Here is a 23,164-nt window from a genome sequence, read left to right as displayed (position 1 = left end):
TAATACTTATATTGCAACAGATATTACAAATCAGATATTACAAATCACCACGCTAAATCTTCAAGTAATTGTTTAGACCACTTAAGAATATCTGATTCATTCATAGAACTAGATCCTAATGATGATTCAAATGGAGCAGGAATAATCAGCATATGCGTAAGTGGACGATACTGTACTGACTTATAAATCCTCTTTAATCTCATCGACAACGATTCTTTAGGATTCATACCTATAACTCTCACAGATTTACCTTGCGAAGCTATTTGAGTAATGCCCAATTTACTAGCAGCAAATCTCAATCGAGCAACATCACACAAAGCTTCGAAAGCTTTAGGTGGCTCACCATAACGATCAGATAATTCTTCTCGAATTTCTTGCAAATCTTCATCACTACGAGCAGCAGACAACTTTCTATATGCTTCTAATCGCAACTTATCGCTATCAATATAAGAAGTAGGAATAGAAGCTTCTATTGGCAAATCAATAGAAGTTGATACTTCTTGAACATGTTCTGGTTCTTTATACTTTTCAACAGCTTCTGAAACCATGCGAACATAAAGATCAAAGCCAACTCCCTCAATATGCCCACTTTGAGCATCACCTAATAAATTACCAGTTCCGCGTAGCTCCAAGTCTTTCATAGCAACATCAAAACCAGAACCTAAAGCCGTATGCTGTGCAATAGTTGTTAACCTATCATGAGCTTGTTCAGTCATAGGCTTAGACGGATCATAAAGGAAGTAAGCATACGCTCGCTCACGTCCTCTGCCAACTCGTCCACGTAATTGGTGAAGCTGACTCAAACCAAAACGATCAGCATGGTCAACTATAAGCGTATTTGCATTAGAAATATCAAGACCTGTTTCAATAATCGTAGTGCACACGAGCACGTCAATATCGCGATGCCAAAAATCACGTATCACAGAATCAAGCTGCTTTTCGCCCATCTTTCCATGAGCAACACCAACTCTTACTTCAGGAACAAGATCATGAATTTTTGCAGCAACGCTAGCAATATCTTCTACACGATTATGCACGTAAAACGCTTGTCCCCCACGCAATAATTCGCGCTTAATACAAGCCGCAACCTGCTTTTCTTCATAAGCTCCAACATACGTTAAAACAGGAAGTCTATCTTCAGGAGGCGTAGCTAAAGTAGACATTTCGCGAATACCAGTTACTGCCATTTCTAAAGTTCGAGGAATTGGAGTAGCAGAAAGACTTAAAACATCTACATTCGTGCGCAAAGCTTTTAACGTTTCCTTATGTTCAACGCCAAAACGCTGCTCTTCATCAATAATAACTAAACCTAGATCTTTGAATTTAATACTAGGATTCAGCAATTTATGAGTACCTATTACAACGTCTACACTACCGTCAGCAAGACCGTCAATAGTTTGTGAAATTTGACTAGCTGTTTGGAATCTACTCATAGAAGCAACTTTTACAGGGAATCCTTCGAATCTAGAAGTAAAAGTTTCATAATGCTGTTGAACTAAAAGTGTAGTAGGAACAAGAACAACTACTTGCTTAGAATCTTGAACAGCTTTGAAAGCCGCACGCAAAGCGATTTCAGTTTTACCAAAACCAACATCGCCGCAAATCAAGCGATCCATAGGAATCGACTTTTCCATATCTGCTTTAACTTCATCAATAGTAGTTAACTGATCAGGAGTTTCTTGATAAGGAAAAGCATCCTCTAGCTCTTTTTGCCATGGAGTATCTTTGCTAAAAGCAAAACCTTTTGAAGAAGCACGCGCAGAATATAATTTAATCAAATTTTCTGCAATATCGCGCACATGACTTTTAGCTTTAGCTTTAGTTTGAGCCCAATCGGATCCGCCAAGCTTATTCAGCTTTGGTATTTCTGCCCCAATATATTTACTAACTAAATCAAGCTGATCTGTTGGAATAAATAATTTATCTGCTGGAGCATTTCTCTTACTTGGAGCATATTCAATAACTAAATACTCTCTTGTTGCATTAGAATCACCTGTTGAGATGCTTCTCTGCTTCATACCTATAAAACGACCTATGCCATGTTGCTCGTGAACAACAAAATCGCCAGGCTTTAATTCAACTAAATCTATTGATTTTCTTCTACGTTGAGGAGTTTTTAACTGACCAGAACGAGCACTATGACCTGTTAAATCGCGCTCAGTAAGAATAGCAATCTTAGCGCTTTTATCAATGAAGCCATCCGATAAGCAAGAAGTCACTTTTTCAAAACTAGCTACACCAGTTTCGTGAATAGCTCTAGCTAAACGAGATAAAGTACCTGCAGCAGATGCAGTAATAATAACTTTGTATCCAGAATCAATTAATCCAGCTACACCACCAGAGATTTTATTCTCATCGCCGCGAAATTCTTGTGCTGCTTCAACAGGCAAAACAATATTATTGCGTAAACTTCTATCAATGCTTGCACCAATACCAGAACCAATGCCTGCTCCAATACCGTCGCCAATGCCAACATCCATACCAAATGACGTAAGATTCCACACATCGTGATTTGCATACGACAACGAGTTAATAGAATCATCAAAATCAAGAAAACTTGCTTGATCAAAACTGATAGGAGCACCAGCACCATGACCGGATGCTGCAACATGCCAACTAGCAGCTAAAAACTCATTTGCAGTCTGAGCTAAATCTTCTGCAGCTCTTCTACATTTTTCTCGATCAGATAGCATGATAATCGCATCATTAGGAAGCATATTAAATATTGGTTCCATATGCTTTACAAGAGCTGGCATTAAAGACTCCATACCCTCAACAGGTATAGAATTCGAAATGGATTCCAACATATCTTCAGCGTTAGGAATTGAACCTATAAGATTCTTAGCTCGCAATCGAACTTCGTCACTGAATAATAATTCACTACAAGGAGTAGCCCACGCGCTTTTAATATTATCCCCATAAGTACGCTGATCAGAGGCATGGAATTCTTTAATCGTATCTATTTCGTCACCAAAAAATTCGATACGAATCGGATGACTCATAGTAGGTATAAAAATGTCAATAATTCCGCCTCTAACAGCAAATTCACCGCGCTCCATAACTAATTCCACGCGCGAATACGCTTGTTCAACTAGTCTTCGAATTGCATCTTCCATTGCAATTTCTTGACCACATCTAAACACTAAAGGCTCAACATCACCTAAACCAGAAACAACAGGCTGTATAAGTGAACGAACTGGAACTACTAATATTTTTATAGGACCAAACGTTAGATCTTTTTCATCAGGATGGCATAAACGGCGAAAAACAGCCATTCTATTCGCAACAGTATCCGCTCTAGGAGAAAGACGCTCATGCGGTAAAGTTTCCCAAGCTGTTAGTTGCTCAATGTCATGAGGATTACCTTCATACCATGCTCTAATAGACATAACTGTATCTTGAGCATCACGACCAGAAGGAACAACAAAAACAACAGGCTTACGTTTAGATACAGCTGAAGCTATAGCAGCTCTAATTCCTAAAGGAGCTTTAATATTAATACAAGACGAGTCTGATCCATTCAAATCACGACTTATCTTTTCGCTAGTATTATCTTCTCTACGATTATTTTTTAAACTTCCACTTTCTAAACTTCTATCGTCATAATTGTTGAAATCTAAACAATCGTCAATATCGCCTGAAACTAGCGAATAAAATACTTTATCTTTATCACATAACTCTTTTAATGCATAAGAAAGTTGAGGTAACTTACTCGTATTAGTAGTTGTGCTCGTATTTGTATTCACACGCGTATTTGTATTCGCACTCTTACTTATACTCGTACTAGTATTCATAGAAGATTTTTTATTTAAAGCCGCAGAATTCGCATCCTCATCGACCATTGAAATGCTCCTGAGTCAATGAAAGACCGCGGAAAATAATACTTTCTACAGCATCAGCCCCATCAGCTAAAAAGTTAGGAAGCTCAGATTTTTGAGCTGCAGCAAATCCGCCCAACACCCAATTAACAGTATTATCATGAGCGTGAGCACCACGCTGAGCATGACCGACACCCATTCTGACTCGCGCGTATTGAGGAGTTCCAAGAGAGCGATCGATTGAGCGAATACCATTATGTCCGCCGGCAGATCCTCCTGCTTTTACTTTAATACGCCCAAAATCTAAATCCATATCGTCATGAATTATCACAATATGATCTGGCTCAATCTGATAATAAGAACTTATTGAGGATACGGCTGCTCCAGAATCATTCATAAAAGTCAATGGCTTAGCTAAGAAAAACTTGGCATTTTTACCATCTAAATTCATAACACCTTTGCCAAGCTTAGCTAGACCTTTATTATCCGAAAGGGATACCGACCAGCGCTGCGCCAAAACATCTGCCACCATAAACCCCATATTATGGCGAGTTCCTTCATATTTTGCGCCAGGATTTCCTAAGCCCGCAATAAGCCAAAAATCTGATGCCATACTATCCCCGTTTTCTTCACAATCACTGTTACAACTAAATAACAGTCATAACTAAAACTACAAAACACCAAACAAGAAGGGCGCATCAATGCATCGCGTACATCGACGTTCTGCAGATACGCCCTCGCATACCTTTGCCTATTCTAGCAAGATGGTAGTCAATAGTAAGATAATGTTTTAATTATTTTAAACTATTTCAAAAATTCATCCGTAGAAAGCTTTTTAGCATTAGGTACTTGCTTAGTTACTTTACCTTTAGAATCGGTATAAGCGCCTTCTCTACTTAAGAAATCAAAGTAATCTTGAGCGCCTTTAACATCAGTTGTTCCAAACACGAATTTACCGCTCTTAATATCGGCCTTGCTTCCCCAATATTCGCCGTCAACAATCATTTTCATACTGCGTTTAACGAACTTTGGATCAAGATTTGCCTCTTTTGCTTCTTTTACAAGAATATCTGACGCTTCATCAGGATGCTCATAAGCGTATTCATACCCACGCTTTGCAGCTTTAACAAAAGCACGAACAAGCTTAGGATCTTTATTCACAGTCTTCTTATTAGTTATTATGCCAATAGTATCTGGCTGACCTGGAACACCGTAATCGCCCTCTTTAAAGCAACGAAGCTTTGGACCAAACATTTCAGACTGCACGCCTTCCCAAGTGCCGTAGAATCCACCAAAATCAGCTTTACCAGATTCAAGAGTCCTGAAAGTTGAAGTACCAACAGTAACTTTATCGAATTTTCCTTTGCCTCCATCGTGCTGAATCATTCTACGAATTACAGCATCACCTTCAGCTGATCCGAAAGTAGCAAAAGTACGACCATCAAAATCTTTTGGAGAGTGAATCTTGTTGTTTTTATCAAGCGAACACCAAATAGCACTCGGCTTTTGCTGAACTTGCATAACCTCTTCAAGATTTGCTCCCTTAGTGGAAAAATCAGCAACATTAGTTAATGTACTAAGCGCAAAATCAGCAACACCACTATCAACCGCATGCTCGGATCCAGTTTGAGCAACAGCCAGAATATCTACATCTAATCCAGCATCCTTAAACCAACCCTTATGTTTTGCTACATAAATACCAATATGATTAGTATCAGGAGCCCAGAAAAGCATAAAAGATACTTTTCTAAGACTCGAGTTTTGATTACTGCTAGATCCACATGCTGCAAAAGAAAAAACACAGCACAATGAAAGAATAAACGCAAGAGTACGCTTTAAAACACGCATATTCATGAGTTCCCTACTTTGTTTTACTTACCATTTTCTGGGAAATGCAGCACAGACTCGGCAGAAAACGGTATCAAGGGCCTAGCCCGCGCCGTTCAATGCCCCCGAGCAGATTAGAATCTACCGCGGTTTGCCACACATTGACTCACGAAACATTTAGATTATGCACGATTCAAAAGACAAATTCGTATTAATTGTCAAAATAAATATTTTTAAACATTACTGGTTGTGCGATACTAATAGCTGGTTGTGCGGTACTAATAGAATGTGTGTACTAAACTGATTTTGTTTTTATGCGATTGGGGCAGCAATCGCAAGTTTAATGAAAGGAATCAATCTCTATGACGCGCTCGCGTTTAAAAAGCATGCTATTAAAATATCTGCCTACACCGATAGCAGTAGTGTTTTTACTACTTTTATGGCAATTTGCGTGCGAATATTTTAAAATATCAGAGAATTTGATTCCAACTCCGATTTCTGTTATTCAAGAAACTTTTGAATCTTTCCCATACATGTTGCCAGCGATATTAGCTACTACTCAAGAAGCTGTTATTGGTTTCGGGATTTCAATTATAGTTGGAATACTTTTAGGAGTACTATTCCACGTTGTTAAACTTTTAAAATACGCGTTATTCCCACTTTTATGCGCTGCGCAAACAATGCCACTGATTTCAATCGCACCAATTTTTTTGATTTGGTTCGGCGTTGAAATATCAGGAAAAATAGTAATAGTCATGATTTTTAGCATGTTCCCTATAGCTGTACAAACTATACGAGGACTTGACGCTGTTCCAAGTTTTTATACAGATGTTGCTTTAACTTGTGGAGCTACTCACACTTGGACTTTATGGCATGTTAAATTACGAGTTGCAGCTCGTCAAATTTTCGGCGGAATACGAATTAGCGCAGCATATGTTTTTGGAACAGCTGCTACTGCTGAATATCTTGGAGCTAGAAACGGCTTAGGAATTTGGCTTCAATTTGCGTATAACTCGTTTAGAACTCCTCCTATTTTTTCCGCGACTATTGTATTAATAATTCTTACTTCTATTTTGATGCTAATTATTAAAACTTCCGAAAGAGTTCTTTTAGGACCAGTAGAAGATGATGAGGATCCTGATAATCAGCTTTGATAGCACAATTTAGCCACTAATACTTAAATTGATATAAATACTAAAACTCGATTATCTAATACCAAAACTCGACTATTAAATGCGATACTAAGCGATTAAAAAAAAACAAAATTAATGCCGGTACTAAAAAGCACCGGCATTAACATTAGTTGTGTGAATTTATTAATTTTATTTAGTTTTATTCACATTTATTTGGCTTTATTTACCTTTAGATTCTTCTTGAATAGCCTCATTAATTGCGTCGCTTAACTCTTTTTGAGCTTTTCCATAAGCTTCCCAATTACCTGAGCGCATAGCAGAATCAGAATCCTTCAAAGCTTTAGCTGCACGCTTAAGCGCCTCTTTAGCTTTGGTACTCATAGAACTGTTTTTCACAGCATTCTTAGATTCTGAATTATTAGAGTTATCCTTAGAATCCTTAGAAGCAGAATCCTTCGCATCCTTAGAAGCATGATCCTTAGAATCCTTAGAATCCTTCGCATCCTTAGAAGCTGCAGAATTATTTGAAGCATCTCCAGCTAAAGCACCAGAATCGCCTCCAAATACTTGATCTAGAGCTTCATCTAATGTATCCGCAAATCCAACTTGATCTCCAAACGCAACCAAAACCTTCTTTAACAAAGGATAACTTGTAGATCCGCTTGACTGCACGTAAACAGGCTCTACGTAAACAAGCCCTCCACCAAGAGGCAAAGTTAGCAAGTTTCCACGCTTAACTTTCGTTGAACCAGATTCAAGCAAATTCAACTCTTTAGAAACATTCGCATTAGCGTTGAAATTATTTTGAGCTTGACCAGGTCCTGGAACATTAGAAACTTTAGGCAATTCCTGCAAACGAAGCTTACCGTAATTCGGACCAATCTTTCCAGGAGTATCCCCAGCATCAGAATCAACAGACAAGAAACCAGTCAATATTTCACGCGTGATTTTACCAGCTGGAATATAAGTAGAAACAAGCGAAAACACTGGTTTCTTTGCATCTCCAGTTTGCAAAGTCAAATAATATGGAGGTTGCAAAATATCTTCTTTTTGTGCTTTCTGAGATTCAGTAGGATCCACAGGGGTTTGCCAAAAATCTTCTCCAGAGAAGAATTGGCTTGCTGTATCCACATGATACTTTGCAAGCAAATAGCGTTGAACTTTAAACAAGCTTTCTGGATAACGCAAATGCTTCATCAAGTCACCAGAAATCTTAGAAATATCGTGATAGTGACCAGGGAAAATTGAACGCCATGCTTTAATCACAGGGTCTTTTGTATCCCACACATACAAATCAACAGAACCATCATAAGCATCAACTGTAGCTTTTACAGAATTGCGAATGTAATTTGCTCGTTGATTAGTCAATCCCTTAATAGAATGAGAAGTTGTTGTTGTGGAATCTTGAGTTATCTTACCAAAATCAGTCATCTGAGAATACGGGTAAGAAGCGGAAGTAGTATATCCATCAACAATCCACTTAACACGTCCATCAACAACAGCAGGATAAACTCTACCGTCCAAAGTTAAGTAAGGAGCAACTTTGGATACGCGTGTTTTAGGATCGCGATCGTACAAAATCTGCGAATCCGGCGTTACGCGGTCAGAGAAAAGAATCTGATCTGACTCAAATCTAACTGCATGTAAAAGCCTAGAGAAGAAGTTACCTACGCTTGGACCACCATTACCCTTGAAAGTAGTTAAAGCACCTTGAGATCCAGTTGGATAATCAAATTCCCATGGAGCAGTACCTTTTGGAGATCCAACAATAGAATATTCAGGAGCATTTGGCGAGAAGTAAATACGTGGCTCATAATTCTGTGACTTAGTAAGCTTTCCTTGAGTAGGAATACCATACTCCATAAATTGAGGCTGGCCATCTGACGTCACTTTATTTCCATAAGCTGCAACAATTCCATAGCCATGCGTATAAACAGTATGATCATTAACCCAGTTTCGATTATCATTGCCAGCTAAATCAAGCTCGCGAGCAGCAATAACCGTATCTTGACTTACACCGTCAATATCGTATTTATCAACTGAAAGCGTATCTGCAAAAGTATAGTATTGCTTAGATTGCTGCAATTGACGGAAAGTTGGAGAAGTAACTTGAGGATCTAGAAGACGAATTTGCGCAGTAGATTCAGCTTCTTTTGCTAAAGCTCCAGATTTTCCTTCAGAAGTAGCGTTATACGATTCTTTCTTTACATTATTTAAACCATAAGCAAATTTAGTGGCCTCAATATTCCTCTGAATATAAGTAGCTTCCAACTCTTGCGCATTAGGTGCAACCTTAAATCGCTGTAAAAGAGCTGGCCAAGCAAAAGATATAACAACCGAGCAAACAATAATAAAAGTTAAAGCAATAACTGGTGTTTTCCATGCCTTAATTGCGGTTTTAAAACGCACTGAAATTGGTGCTTCTACAGATAAAGCATGAGATTTCATAAACCAAAATGCAATAACAGACCCAACTAACACCGTGATCACTGCCATTGCTATGCTTCCAGGAACGCCAGCATTCATATCAGTGTATGAACCGCCTGTAATTCTAGGGCCATCAAGAGTTACTAAAGCGAACATGTCTAAAATCTGTTCAAGTGCCCACGTCAAAATCACAAGCATAAACCATACAGAAATTTGTCTACGTGCTCGTTTTGTAATGCTGAATATGCCTTTACCGTCGATAGGCATACTAAAACGAATTGCTCCCATAAGAACATGGGTAATAATAGAGAAAACAAGAGATATTACCAATAAAAGCACAAATGCGCTTATAAATAACCTTAATCCAGGAAGCACAAATACGTAGAACCCATTGTCAATTCCAAATTGCGGATCTTTAATACCAAAAGGTTGAGCGTTAAACATTAACAAAATTTGCGCCCAATGATTGTAGAATTTAAATCCAAATACTGCGCCTACAATCAATGAAAAAATTCCCGCAACATGCAAAGCAAGCTTTGAACTAATTCCCTGCTTTAAATCGATAACATTGCCTTTAATTCGAATATAAGTTCCATCCGCATTGCTTGGACGCGCTTTTATTGCCAAAGCTGCAGACAAGTATCCAAAAGCAGACATTAATATTGCATAAAGCACCCAAACGCCGATTTTTGCGCCTAACTGAATCCAAATTACGCTCTCGAATCCAAGCTGAGAATACCACATGCAGTCAGTTATAAAGTTTGCAAGACCAAATATTGCAGCTCCAGCAAAACATAGGATTACAACTAAAATTGCAAGAATCCAACGCCACTTTTTAGATATTTCAATAATTTTATTTACTTTAATGGAATCGGTTACCATAAACTTATTGCTCTCCATATTGCTCTCCTTGCTACTTTCGTAGCCTCCATCATTTTCGTAGCTTCCATTGCTTTCGTTATTTTCGTAGTTCATATCGTTATTTTCATAATTCATATCATTTTCTTTATTCTTTAGAAAACTTTTAAATAAATCTTTAACTTCACTGTCACCATTTACAAGATTATTAAAAATGTTCTTATAATTAAAGTTTTTATTTTTAACATTTTTATTATTCTGATTCTTTTTCTTCCCCTTAGATTTGCTCACCAATATAGAGCCAACACCTGTCCACATAATCAGAATAATTATGTCTAAAATAATCTTATCCATAGAACAAGTATACTTTTGATTCAAACATTTAATGCAAAAACACGCATTGAACTAAAAACATATATACTATAGTTCCAGCCGCAATTGAGAGCAGCATATTCTTACGCCAGCAATGAAGTACTCCAACTACGACTAACGCAATTAATTCAGGCAAGCCATGCGATCCCGTTAGAATCGGCGTAGTTTTAAGCGAATACACTAACAAAAGACCGCTCATAGCATATGGCAAAAGGCTTCCAAGGTATTGGACGATTTTAGGAGGCTTTTTGGATTCTGGAAATATCCAAAACGCTGCGAAACGAGTTGATGCAGTACCAATAATTGCAACAATAATAATAACTATGCTTTGATATAGGTTCATACTCATAAAATCACGCCTTCTTGGATTCTAAATCTTCGCTTGATTCAGATGAATTATTGTCATAATTTACATATAACTTTTCAAAGTATTTTCTAAACACTATAAAAATAATCAAAAATGTAACCAAAGAAGGAATCATAAACATTTTTGGACCAAGTATGCCAAGTGCCACAACAGCAACAACAATACCAATAATAAGCACAATATGATGTTTTTGCGCACGCCATTGTTCAATAAAAATCACTAAAAACAGGGCCGTTAAAACAAACTCAATACCCTTCATGTTTATTGGCAAAACACTGCCAACAAACCACCCTATTATTGCTCCAATTATCCAATACCAATGGTTGAGAATAGAAACAAAGAACATGAACCACTGGCGATTCACGCTTTCAGGAATTTTTGCAGACGAATTGATTGCGAAAGTTTCATCCGTCATGTCAAAAATCATAGAGAACTTCTTTATTCCAGCTCCCTTATATGGCTTTAACATTGTAATTCCGTAGAAAATATGTCTCACGTTTACAGCGAGCGCTAAAACAAGCGCGGAAAATGGGTCGAAAGCGCCAAAGAATAAGTCGAGTGTAATAAACTCCATTGTGCCAGAGTAGATTAATATGCTCATGCAAATTGGATACCATATTGAAAAACCTTTGGCATGCATTAACATTCCGTAAGAAATACCAAGGAACATGTATCCAGCGCAAATTGGTATAGTAAACGGTAAGGCAGTATCAAATGCCTTTAAAATCACAGATTTTCTATGTGAATGCTCTTTAGAAGAAGAATCCTGTTTTTTAAACACAGAATTTAACAACTTCATATATGGCACACTTCCTTATCTTTATCTTTATATTTATCTTTAATACAAATATTTAACAAAATACAACTCAAAGGTTTATAAGTATATAGCAAGGTAGGCACGTTATAACAAATTTAGCGCGCTCACAAATTAATGCAGGCGCGCTAGAGAAATCAGATTTTGTTAGAAAATCAAACTGTATTGTTAAGCAATATCTGGATCGTTTTTAGCAATCGTGCCAGTAAGCTTACCAATAACCTTCAGTAAGTGGTACACAACCAACACCACAACGGTTCCAATTGCAATGCCGTTGAACTGAATACCAGAAACTGCAAACTGGAAGTTAGCAATGCCAATAATCATAACGATTGCAGCAATCATAATATTCACTGGCTTGTCGAAGTTCACTTTGTTTTCAACCCAAATTCTTACGCCAATCATGCCAATCATGCCGTAAAGCAAAGTTGTTACGCCACCAAGAACACCAGCTGGAATTGAGTTCACAATTGCACCAAACTTCGGGCAAAGGCTTAAGATGAACGCAAACGCTGCAGCACACCAATAAGCGGCAGTGGAATAAACCTTTGTTGCAGCCATAACGCCAATATTTTCACCGTACGTAGTGGTACCGCAACCGCCAAACAAACCTGCAATAGCTGTACCAAAGCCATCTGCAAATAATGCGGTTCCAATCTTAGAGTCATAGTCGCGACCAGTCATTTGAGATACAGACTTTACGTGACCGACATTTTCTGCAATAAGAACAAGCACTACTGGCAAGAACATGAGCAGAACAGAGAAATCAATTTGTGGAGTGTGGAATTTAGGGAAACCAATCCAAGAAGCTTCCTCAATCTTTTTGAAATCAACTTGCCCATGGAAACACGCGTATGCGTAACCAACAAGAACACCTAAAAGAATATTCAAACGACCAAGAAGACCGCGGAAAACTACAGCAATAAGCATTACAGCAACTAATGTTACAAGCGCTGTATCTGGAGCTTTCTGGAAGTTAGCCCAAACTGCAGGTCCCAAATTAAAACCGATAATTGCAACGATTGCACCGTTTACAACAGGCGGCATAATAATGTCAATCCACTTAGCTCCTGCAAAATGCACAAGCACACCGATAAGAGCAAGAAGCAAACCTGTGCACATAATGCCGAAGCTTGCAACTGCAATACCTTTATGAGCTGTTGTTACAGCCATAACAGGTGCTATAAGACCAAAAGAGCTTCCTAAATAACTAGGAAGCTTATTTGCGTTAATAAGTAAGAACAGTGCCGTAGAAATAGCAGTGAACATTAATGTTGTTGATGGATCAAAGCCTGTAAGAATAGGCACCAAGAACGTAGCGCCAAACATTGCAATAACATGCTGAGCACCAATACCAGCAGTACGAGTCCAAGTTAGACGTTCGTCTGGCTCTACAACTTCACCAGGCCTTAACGTTTTGCCATTACCGTGAAGCTTCCAAGTAAATAAACTCATATTCTCTCCTAGCTCTAAATAGCATCCCTTTTTTGCTTTTAAAAGCCAATAGTCCGAGCGCAATTAAAACAGAACCAAAAATTCCTTTGCGCAACAGCTTTGTAGCCAAATCTTCATTCTAACGTATATAGCTTAAAAATCATAGTGTTGCTTGGACTAACTTGCTTTTCTATCAATTAGGCAGCGATTTGAGTTTTTCGCCCATGCATTTCCCCGATTTTGTTTACTTATGTACCCTCTAAGTAAACAAAACCAAGAATCCTACCCCGATTTTGTTTACCAACACGCACTCTAAGTAAACAAAACCAAGAACCCTACCCCGATTTTGTTTACTTATGTACCCTCTAAGTCCACAAAATTAAGCGCGACGACTTGATTTGCTATTCACAAGACAGAGATTTGAGATTCTGAGTTATTATGTTCGATTATGTGATTTTTACATTCAGCATGTCGCGCATAATTCCAGCAAAAATGCATAATCATTAGCTAAATATTTAATTTTTGTTCGCTTTTGTCCGATTATGAGAGAATAATGAGCTAAATGGTTAATTTCTTTGATACATGGAAAAAGAAAATCTGCACCATCGATATGGCTCTTATCGCTGTATTGACACTTCTAGCTTCCTTTATTGGCAGCTGGCTTAAACAATACCCAGGTTTCAAATTACTTGGTGCTCTTATTATTGCGTTGCTTGTTGGCATGGCTCTGCAGCTGCCATTGCACGCATACAAAAAGAATAATGATTTACGACGAGCAGGCGTTAAAAGCGCTGCTGGTTTGATTGCAAACAAGCTTCTTCGTCTTGGTATTATTCTTCTCGGCTTTAATCTGAATTTGCACGATTTGTTTACCGAGGGCATTAAGTGCTTGCCTATTGCAGCTGTGTTAGTTGCAGTAATGGTCTGCATAACTTATACCATTGCTAAACTTCTGAAAGTAAATCCTCAGCTTGCAATGCTAACTGCAGGCGGCACAAGTATTTGTGGAGCCGCAGCAGTTATGGGTCTTTCCGGATCAATGCCAGTTCTTCCAGAAGAGGAAGACGAGAAAGAGCAGAACGAAGTTATGGCCGTTGCAACAGTTGCAATTATGGGCACTATTTACGCTCTTGCTGAAATCTTCATTCTTCCTCACTTTGGTATGAGCACGCAGCAGCTTTGCATTACAGCTGGAGCATCTCTTCACGAAATCGCACATGCTGTTGCAGCTGGTGGAGCATTCAATAATATCCATGTTGCAACAATTATGAAGCTTGCTAGAGTTCTTATGCTTGTTCCCGCTTCCATCTTTATTGCAATTTGGTGGAATGCGCGTCATAGCAAAGTTGAAAATGGCGGAAAGCATAAGATTAGCTTCCCATGGTTTATGCTTGGCTTTATTGCAGCATCTGTTATTGGAACTTACGTGCCTTTCATAACAGCACACACAACAACTCTTGTAGCAGCAGGATACGTTTTCCTTGGCATGGCAATGGCCGCTCTTGGAATTAACGTTAACTTCAAGGTTATTTTCAAGAAGGGTCGCGCAGCTTTCGCAGCAAGTTTCTTAGCGTCTATTGTGTTGGTAATTCTTGCATGTGCAGCTGCAAAAATCTTCTTTGTATAAATAACTAAGTAAATAACTAAGTAAATACTGATTTATGAAAATAGGGAGCCTTTATAGACCCCCTATTTTTTATATTTCATAAAGGATTATCAAATAATAAATCTTTCTAAATTAACCTAATATTAAACGTTAAATAATTAAGTTAAATAATTAAGTTAAATAATTTTCACATGCGTACCTGGCTTAATGTTATCGAAGAACCACCTAGCATCGGGAACACTCAACCTTATGCAACCATGTGAAGCTTTATGCCCCAATTTACGGCCTTCTTCTTCAATATAATCTCCAAAGTTTTCTCTAGTAGGCACTGAATGGAATAAGTACACATCATCTTTGAAAGAAACTGCATAGTCGCCACCCATTCCACCACCATCATAAGCATTATAAAAATGTTCAGTTCGAGTACCAATCAAAAAATCACCTTTAGGAGTTTCTGATCCTTTAACACCTGTGCTAGCAATCATTTCATAAATCACTTTTTTACCGTGATAAATATATACACGTTGCTTTTTTGTATCAACTTTTACGTGAACATCCGCTACATTTAAATGAGTAATATCCGGATAACGACCACCAGTAGGGTGCTTCCAGACATAATCAGGATCTTTCCTAGCAAAAGCGTTATTATACTTATCTTTTGTCTTTACTTTACTTTTCCCTTTAGGATTATCTTTGACTTTGCCTTTAGGCTTATTTTTAGTTTCGTTCTTAGAATTTGCTTTGCCCTTAGACTTGTCATTTAGCTTAGACTTAGAATTGACTTTATCTTTAGACTTACCCTTAGAGTCAGCAGACTTACCCTTAGAATCCCCATTATTCTTATCTTTAGACTTATTGTTTACATTAGGAACTGGAGCTATACGACTCTTTTTAACTGCATGCTTTTCTTCGTTTTTCTCTTTAACAATCTTATTGCTAATATTAACTACATTGTTTATTGAGTAATCAACAAATCCTAAATAAACAAGCACCATAACCATGGCACCAACAAGACCGACAAATCTACGCCACATAGTCCCGTGAAGCCACAAATCAAAGCCTTTTTTAAGCACATGACCAAAATTCTTCATGTCACTTATCACGGTATGAAACATTTGCATCGTATCTCCATTAACAATAAAAATGCTATACAAACTACATTAGCATTAATAACTAATAAGTAAATCTTCAAACGAACGTAGATTACTTAATTATATAAAAAACGTTGCTAAATAGTAATCAAACTATGAAGCAACGCTTATTCTGTAGATTTCCAAAAAATATCTTCAATAAAAATATCTACAATAAAAATATCTACAAGAAGAAATCAAATAGAATCAAACATTAAACTTGAACTCTACGATATCTCCATCTTGCATAATGTAATCACGGCCTTCAAGACGAAGCTTTCCTTCTTCCTTAATTTTTGCCATAGAACCGTCAGCTGCAACAAAATCATCATAAGATACGATTTCTGCCTTAATAAATCCACGCTCAAAATCAGTGTGAATCACGCCAGCAGCTTGTGGAGCAGTCCAACCTTTATGAATCTGCCAAGCGTGTACTTCCTTAACACCAGCAGTCAAATAAGTTTGAAGACCCAAAATATCAAATCCTACGCGCGCAAGCTGATCCAAACCAGATTCCTTCAAGCCAGCATCTTCAAGCATTTCGCGCGCATCAGCTTCATCAAGTTCAGTAAGTTCTGACTCAAACTGAGCGTTCAAGAAGATTGCTTTTGCAGGAGCTACAGAAGCAGAAAGTTTAGACTTCAAATCTTCATCAGCTAACTCCGAATCATCCACATTGAATACGTAAATAAATGGCTTAGCAGTGAGCAAATGCAAATCGTAGACGTCGTTTTTATTGATCAGCTTTTCATTATGAGCTTGGTCAATAGTTTTTCCAGAAGCAAGAATTTCCTTAGCTTTGTTCACGGCATCAACATATTCTTGAGTGACTTTCTTGCCTCGCAAATCCTTTTCCAACTTTGGAAGAGCATTGTCAATAGTTTGCATATCGGCGAGAATTAGCTCAGTATTAATCGTGTCAATATCGTCAGCAGGATCTACTTTGCCGTTAACATGCACAATATCGTCGTCGTTAAACGCGCGCACAACTTCACAAATAGCATCAGCTTCGCGAATATTAGCAAGGAACTTATTACCTAAGCCTTCACCCTCAGAAGCGCCTTTAACAATGCCTGCAATATCAACAAAAGTAACTGTTGCAGGAACAATTTTTTCAGTATTAACTAATTTAGCTAAAACTGGTAAACGATGATCCGGAAGTGGAACAATACCAGTATTCGGTTCAATAGTTGCAAACGGATAATTTTCCGCCAAAACGTTGTTTCGAGTTAAAGCATTAAACATAGTGGACTTGCCAACATTTGGCAATCCAACAATTCCAATAGTTAAAGACATATTCACCTAGTTTAGACCAGTGTCGGGAAAGCCGACACAAATTGATTTTATTTACTATTTATTTTCAATAGCATCAACTGCAGAAATCACATCTCCCCTAAATCCACGAGATTCTAACTGCGCAACTCCTCGAATAGTTGTTCCTCCAGGAGAGCACACCGCATCCTTCATAATCCCTGGATGAGTGCGAGAATCCATGTATAACGCGCCTACTCCTTCAATCATTTTTGCAGCCAAACGATAAGCACAATCACGTTGCAAACCGTATTTCACACCAGCATCCCCCAACGCTTCCATATACATTGCTGTAAAAGCAGGAGCACAGCTAGAAATGCACATTGCAATATTCATATGCTCAGCGTCCACTCGTTCTACTAAAGAGATTGGCTCAAACAAAGCATTAAACATCGAAAGTTGGCTATCTGTAAGCGAATGATTAGTTTCAGCTAAAGTCACGCCTTGACCTACTGCAATAGGAGTATTAGGAATAATGCACTGCACATGAGCATCCTCGCCAAGTAACTTTTGATAGCGTTCAAGCGTCCAACCTGCAGCCACAGAAATAACAGCAAGACGACGTTCTTTAATAAAGTCAGCAATAGGTTCTAATACTTCAACAACTTGATACGGCTTTACAGCAACAATAATCGCATCGCTTGCTTCACATACTTCTTTAGCAGCATGCATAGCGCGAGCGCCAATTAGCGAAGTATTACGCTCTAGTTTTTCAAAATTATGCGCGCACGCAACAATATTTTCACCTTGCAATACTCCTGCATTCATAGCGCCTTTAGCAATTGCTTGCGCCATATTGCCATAACCTATGAATCCTACAGTACCGAATGTTTTAACGCTCATACATAATCCCCTTTAGCGCATATAAATAAAACACTATCTAAACAACACTATCTAAACAACACTATTTAAAAACAAATAGATGTATAGCATACCAAATAGTGCTCTATTAAACACTAAAACGCAAAACTTATAAGAATCGCATTTGCTTTAGCGCTTATAAATTCCCTCTAAATCACCGCGATTCAAAGATTCATTGAAAAGATGAGCAAATACCACGTCTCCATGCAAACCGTCGTGTTCGAACTCGTTTGTAGTCCAATAATGCGAATTAGCTATGCGAGATAATGTATCTAATTGCAAACCAGAATCAACATACATGTCGTCGAAGTAAACAGCTGATTGCAAAGGAACTTCATTATCAGCTAATTGTTCCTCATCGTAAATCTTGCCAAATTCTGTGTCATTCATCATAGCTTCAACAGCAGGCTTAAACGGCTTTAACGCATTTTCTTGATCAAACATCCAAGGAAATACTGCTTCTCCTGTGAAAAGAAGTGGACGAGCGGAACAAGAAAACTCAGGCATTGACTCGCGCACTTGTTGAGCAGCCCAACAAATAGGATTTTCTAACTCACCATCAGCATAAATAAACTCTTGCAAAGGCCAATAAAGTGGGCTTGAAGAAGTGCTATCCATAACTGAATACAAGAACTCATCGCTTAAAGACCCAGCTAATGCTCCGCCGCTGTGCTTAAACGCTTTAAGAGAACCATCGCCATCAGAAAAAGCTGAATCCAGTAGCCAATGAACACGCTCAAAGCTTGGTTTCATGCCAAAAGAGGATCCCAATGTTTGGAATCTTTCAACAGTAAGTTTTTCGCCATTAGGCAAAACAACATCTCCCTGCGCAATACGATCTGCAATAGCAGCAGCACGAGATACATCTTGTGGGTATCTCTCATAGAATTGCTCAGTTTTACGAGCCATTCGAGGAAAAGTATGCTCATAAACTTCACGAGCATTAGCTGGAACATGAGGAATACCGCCAGTTGTGAAGCTAGCGATTAAACCTTGAGGGAAAAGCGACAAATAAGTAAGAGTCAAGAATCCACCATAGCTTTGACCTAATGAAACCCATGGCTTGGCATCGAATTCAGTAAGTCGCAGATGTTCAAAATCTCTAATAATAGAATCAGCTAAGAAACGCTTCAAATACCAAGCTTGATGCTCTACATTCACGCCATCAGCTTCCATTCGCTTAATAGTTGAAGCATCAACTCTAGAAGAACGACCTACACCTCGTTGATCCGGTAAAACTACGCGAAAATGTTTAATAGCCTCAGCAATCCAACCATCACTAGAAGGTGAAAGTGGACGCGGGCACTGCCCTCCAGGACCACCTTGCAAAAATACTAATAATGGCAAATCATCATGAGCATGTTCAGGAGAAGTAACAACTCTACAGAATAAACGTATAGTCTCCCCTTTAACGCAATCTCCCGGCGTATTCCCATTCCAATCAAGAGGCACATCAATAGCACGTTCTTCTACATACAACCCTGGTACATAATAGTGTGTTAATAATGTCATGACTATTTGCCTTTCTAAGCTACTTTGCATGAAAAATTTTTAGCAAAACCATCAATAACAAAAGTATAGTAGAGAATCGACTATATAGCTTTTATACTAAATTATGTTTCACAAATCATGTTTCTAAATAAATTAAATTATGTTTCTAAATAAGTTAAAATAAGTTTCACAAATCATACTAGAGTTTGATTGTACGATAAAGCACTATGCGCTAGCCTTGTAATTATGAAAGTACCTAATATGTTTCAATGTGTTATACAGCGCTTACGAAAAGAGCTCACATTAAACGACATATTATTGGGTATTATTACACTTATTCTTTTTATACTTTCAACCAATCGATATATTATAAGCAATGTTGACGGATTCTTGACGCAAAGTTCGCTAATTACAGCCTATCTTATAAATATTGTTGTTGCATTACTACTTTCAGTACGAAAACTATGGCCTGAACAAGCGGCTACTATTTTTATTGTTATTTGCATTGTACAAATAATATTTGGCCCTATTCAACTTTTTGCTGATTTCTTTGGTTTCGTACTACTTGTTAATTCTATTGCGCGCGGAAATCCAGAGCATTCAAAAGCTTTTGTTATTGCAGCTTACGTAACAACAGTATTATCTTGCGTAGTAATATCGTGGAATATTGTAATGGGACCAATATATGGCATCAATCATTCAAAAGCTAGTTATGCTTGTAGCTTACGAAATATAAATAGTAGTAACATAAAAAATTGCGTTTCAAATATACTTGATTTTGCAATTCCTTCAATAATTTTTGCGATTATTATTACTACTATTACGGTTATTATCGGCTACTGGCAGCGCACTCACGTGCATACTATTCAACTTTTACAAGATCACAATAATGCTATTCGCGCGTACCGAAAGAAAGCTCAAAATATTGCTATTACTGCAGAGCGCGCAAGAATTGCTAGAGATATGCACGATATTGTTGCCCACACGCTTTCTATTATTATTGTGCAAGCAGATGGTGGTCGTTATGCAGCAACCAAAGATATTTCGCTCGCTAAAAAGACAATGCATATTATTAAAAACGAAGCCGAACGCGCCGTTCACGACATGCGTCGGCTGCTAGAAGCTTTAACTGATGCACCTTCTAACGACACAAATTTGAATCACGTGCCATCACTTATTGAGCAAGCGCGAATTGCTTCACCAAATAATATTTTTTGGCATACTGTTGATGGCATAAATTCTTCTAATAAACTCAACAAAGATGCGCAAACTGTAGCATACCGCGTTGTTCAGGAATCACTTACTAATATTCGAAAGCACGCAGGCGAATGCGTTAAAGTAAACATTCATGAAGAATGGAACACCCAAGGTTTAAAACTAAAAATTACAAATGAAATACACAAAATCGAAGCTAACCAAACGCAAAATAGCAATGCGCAGCATAAAAACGGTTATGGCTTAATTGGCATGAAAGAGCGCATTGAAAATCTTCATGGAACACTTGATTATGGAATACAAAACGATGGAACATTTAGTATTGCTGCTTTTATTCCATATTCTTACAGCACAGACCAATCAAACACTACTGCTTTTGCATTAAATAATATTACTAACGCTACTTATAAGAACATAAAAGTTAATAATCCATTATCAGTGCAAGAAAAGGCAGAAAATACAAGCGATAAAACCTCATCAAAAGTTTTGCCAGAAGCAAATAATTCACAAAATAGGATTGAAAAAGTATCACAATGGTTTGAACAACATTGGCTTATTGGAGACACTATTTATGCATCACCTTGGGTTGTTATGATGCTTTTTACACCAACTTACGATTTTACTGTTGGAACTGGAATTACTTCGCAATATTCAAGCTCGCTTTCATTTCAAATACTTTATAGAATACTTACGCTTACTACTATGATTCCATTTATGTTTCGTAGAAAAGCTCCGACTACGTGTGCAATTGTTGCAGCAGTATTTTCTGCAATACAGCTAATATTCTTGCCTAATATTTTATTCGCTAATTTTTTCATACCAAACATTATTTACGCTGCTGTACTCTACGGCAAAAAGCACACATGGCAATGGGTTAGCGCAGTAGTGCTTGCAGAATCTGCTATTTTTGCATTAAAAATTGGTATTGCTACAAGAGATATTCCACAAAATGCAACTCCAATACAATTCTTTACATCAAATATTGTTACAACCAATTTTTATGACATTATGCAAATGGCGTCCGTAGGATTAGTTTTTGGTTTCATAGTTGCAATAATTTGCTTTACAGTTATTGCGTTTGCTTATTACCGCAGAAATGATGACAATAATTTGCTGATTCTAAAAGCGCGCAGAGAAGAATTAGAGCAAGAGCAAAAACAACTAGAAGTACTTGCAGCAAATGCCGAGCGACAACGACTCAGCTCTAATATTCAGCAAGAAGTTTCTGCTACTTTGCGAAGAGTTATAAATGCTGCAGACACTGGAATTAGCATGTTAAACGGATACCAATCTGAAAACGCTAATAAAGTTGACCCAGCAAAAGTTGATTACTCAAACAGCAGCGATAAAAATACGATCTCAGATAACTCATCTCTTACTATTGAGCAAACAGAATCTATTGCTGAAGCATTCAAGCACATTGGCGAAGAAGGAAGATCAGCCTTAAGATACATGCGTCACTTACTTGGAATTTTGCGAGAAACTGAATCAGTCTCTAATAAGTCTGCAAAAAACAAAAATGCAAATCTTGCTTTAAGACCAGCAGAGTCATTAGATAATCAAATTCGACAGAATAATTCAACACAACAATTCACGTAAAACTTCACACACTGATAGTATTGAATTATGAACGATGGCAGTGTTATTCGAGTAGCTATTGCAGATGACCAAGAGCTTGTTAGAGCAGGCTTCGCAATGGTTATAAATTCACAAAGAGACATGCATGTTGTATCCCAAGCTTCTGATGGATACGAAATAGTCGATATAGCTTCCAAAGAAAATCCTGACATCATTCTAATGGATGTGCGTATGCCAAGAATGGATGGATTAGCGGCAACTAAACAGATAATTCACAATAACTCACGCGCAAACACACGTATCATAATTTTGACAACATTTGATCTTGACGAATACGTTATGGCTGCTATCCACGCTGGAGCTTCAGGATTCCTACTAAAAGATACAGAGCCAGAAACTTTGCTTAATTCCATACGAACTGTGTATCAAGGAAACGCGATTATCGCTCCTACGGCAACAAAGCGTTTGATTGAGAATATGATTCAGCAAAATCACAACTCTTTAAATTCAGATTTTCAATCCAATAACAACAAACAAGACTATCGAAGTGTAAATATTTCAAACACGCATATTAGCGAGCTTACTGATCGTGAACGCGAAGTACTAATTGAAATTGCTCACGGACTTTCAAATCAAGAAATCGCTAACAAACTATTTATTAGCTTGCCTACAGTGAAAACACATGTTGCACATATTTTATCTAAAATTGACGCTCGCGACCGTGTGCAAGCTGTAGTCTTTGCTTACGAAAATGGCTTACTTCAGCCGTAAGCATATACGCTATTTACCAGACATGCATTGCTACCAAGTAGGCAGAGATTTGAGATTTTTCGCACAGAGCGAAAGAGATCTTTAGTACCACTTTCCATCGCGCACGCAGTAACAGCTCAACACTTCGCTGGCGAGGAAGTCCACTGGACTT

15 protein-coding genes are annotated in these 23,164 nt (G+C 37.9%); 4 read left to right on the top strand and 11 right to left on the bottom strand.

The features are described from left to right. Window positions 1-44: 44 nt before the first annotated feature. The 3 genes from mfd to BFS05_RS00420 form a co-directional block, all read right to left on the bottom strand. On the bottom strand, window positions 45-3,842 hold the full coding sequence (gene mfd, locus BFS05_RS00430) for a transcription-repair coupling factor (protein WP_258004158.1): 3,798 nt from the start codon (window positions 3,840-3,842) through the stop codon (window positions 45-47). Further along, window positions 3,832-4,431, bottom strand: a complete 600-nt coding sequence (gene pth, locus BFS05_RS00425) for an aminoacyl-tRNA hydrolase (RefSeq protein WP_103084114.1) — start codon at window positions 4,429-4,431, stop codon at window positions 3,832-3,834. The genes mfd and pth overlap by 11 nt, the downstream gene beginning before the upstream one ends. Window positions 4,432-4,622: 191 nt before the next feature. Next, the gene (locus BFS05_RS00420; protein ID WP_103084113.1) at window positions 4,623-5,672 is read right to left on the bottom strand and encodes an ABC transporter substrate-binding protein; all 1,050 of its coding nucleotides are present in this window, start codon (window positions 5,670-5,672) and stop codon (window positions 4,623-4,625) included. Window positions 5,673-6,007: 335 nt separating this feature from the next. On the opposite strand from BFS05_RS00420, the gene BFS05_RS00415 reads away from it, so the two are divergent. Next, on the top strand, window positions 6,008-6,799 hold the full coding sequence (locus tag BFS05_RS00415; RefSeq protein WP_103084112.1) for an ABC transporter permease: 792 nt from the start codon (window positions 6,008-6,010) through the stop codon (window positions 6,797-6,799). A gap of 198 nt (window positions 6,800-6,997) precedes the next feature. Here the strand turns inward: BFS05_RS00415 and BFS05_RS00410 are convergent, their stop codons facing one another. The 4 genes from BFS05_RS00410 to BFS05_RS00395 form a co-directional block, all read right to left on the bottom strand. Further along, entirely contained in the window at window positions 6,998-10,105 is a 3,108-nt protein-coding gene (locus BFS05_RS00410) for a UPF0182 family membrane protein (protein ID WP_374703750.1), read from the bottom strand. Between the two features lie 340 nt (window positions 10,106-10,445). Next, on the bottom strand, window positions 10,446-10,784 hold the full coding sequence (locus tag BFS05_RS00405) for a branched-chain amino acid transporter permease (RefSeq protein ID WP_103084110.1): 339 nt from the start codon (window positions 10,782-10,784) through the stop codon (window positions 10,446-10,448). 4 nt (window positions 10,785-10,788) lie between these two features. Beyond that, the gene (locus BFS05_RS00400) at window positions 10,789-11,601 is read right to left on the bottom strand and encodes an AzlC family ABC transporter permease (protein WP_103084109.1); all 813 of its coding nucleotides are present in this window, start codon (window positions 11,599-11,601) and stop codon (window positions 10,789-10,791) included. Window positions 11,602-11,784: 183 nt separating this feature from the next. After that, window positions 11,785-13,071 (bottom strand): uracil-xanthine permease family protein, encoded by a 1,287-nt coding sequence (locus tag BFS05_RS00395; RefSeq protein WP_103084108.1) that lies wholly within the window; start codon window positions 13,069-13,071, stop codon window positions 11,785-11,787. A gap of 541 nt (window positions 13,072-13,612) precedes the next feature. Between BFS05_RS00395 and BFS05_RS00390 the strand changes: the two genes are divergently transcribed. Next, the gene (locus BFS05_RS00390) at window positions 13,613-14,677 is read left to right on the top strand and encodes a YeiH family protein (protein WP_103084107.1); all 1,065 of its coding nucleotides are present in this window, start codon (window positions 13,613-13,615) and stop codon (window positions 14,675-14,677) included. 155 nt (window positions 14,678-14,832) lie between these two features. On the opposite strand, the gene BFS05_RS00385 is transcribed toward BFS05_RS00390, so the two are convergent. The 4 genes from BFS05_RS00385 to BFS05_RS00370 all read right to left on the bottom strand — a co-directional run bounded on the left by BFS05_RS00385 (window position 14,833) and on the right by BFS05_RS00370 (window position 19,470). Beyond that, window positions 14,833-15,777 carry a L,D-transpeptidase gene (locus tag BFS05_RS00385; RefSeq protein ID WP_258004157.1) on the bottom strand — a complete coding sequence of 315 codons (945 nt, stop codon included), beginning with the start codon at window positions 15,775-15,777 and terminating at the stop codon, window positions 14,833-14,835. Between the two features lie 216 nt (window positions 15,778-15,993). After that, window positions 15,994-17,082 (bottom strand): redox-regulated ATPase YchF, encoded by a 1,089-nt coding sequence (gene ychF / locus BFS05_RS00380; protein WP_103084106.1) that lies wholly within the window; start codon window positions 17,080-17,082, stop codon window positions 15,994-15,996. A 54-nt stretch (window positions 17,083-17,136) separates the two neighbouring features. Further along, window positions 17,137-17,940, bottom strand: coding sequence for a pyrroline-5-carboxylate reductase (proC, locus tag BFS05_RS00375; RefSeq protein ID WP_103084105.1), 804 nt, complete (start codon window positions 17,938-17,940; stop codon window positions 17,137-17,139). A 147-nt stretch (window positions 17,941-18,087) separates the two neighbouring features. Beyond that, entirely contained in the window at window positions 18,088-19,470 is a 1,383-nt protein-coding gene (locus BFS05_RS00370) for an alpha/beta fold hydrolase (protein WP_103084104.1), read from the bottom strand. A 225-nt stretch (window positions 19,471-19,695) separates the two neighbouring features. On the opposite strand from BFS05_RS00370, the gene BFS05_RS00365 reads away from it, so the two are divergent. Continuing rightward, window positions 19,696-22,263 (top strand): sensor histidine kinase, encoded by a 2,568-nt coding sequence (locus BFS05_RS00365; RefSeq protein WP_103084103.1) that lies wholly within the window; start codon window positions 19,696-19,698, stop codon window positions 22,261-22,263. Window positions 22,264-22,290: 27 nt separating this feature from the next. Beyond that, the gene (locus BFS05_RS00360; protein ID WP_103084102.1) at window positions 22,291-23,013 is read left to right on the top strand and encodes a response regulator; all 723 of its coding nucleotides are present in this window, start codon (window positions 22,291-22,293) and stop codon (window positions 23,011-23,013) included. Window positions 23,014-23,164 lie beyond the last annotated feature (151 nt).

This window comes from Gardnerella coleohominis, from assembly GCF_002896555.1.
Taxonomy (GTDB): domain Bacteria; phylum Actinomycetota; class Actinomycetes; order Actinomycetales; family Bifidobacteriaceae; genus Bifidobacterium; species Bifidobacterium vaginale_F.
The sequence above is the reverse complement of the archived record's forward strand: the minus strand, read 5'-3'. Positions and strand labels throughout refer to the sequence as shown.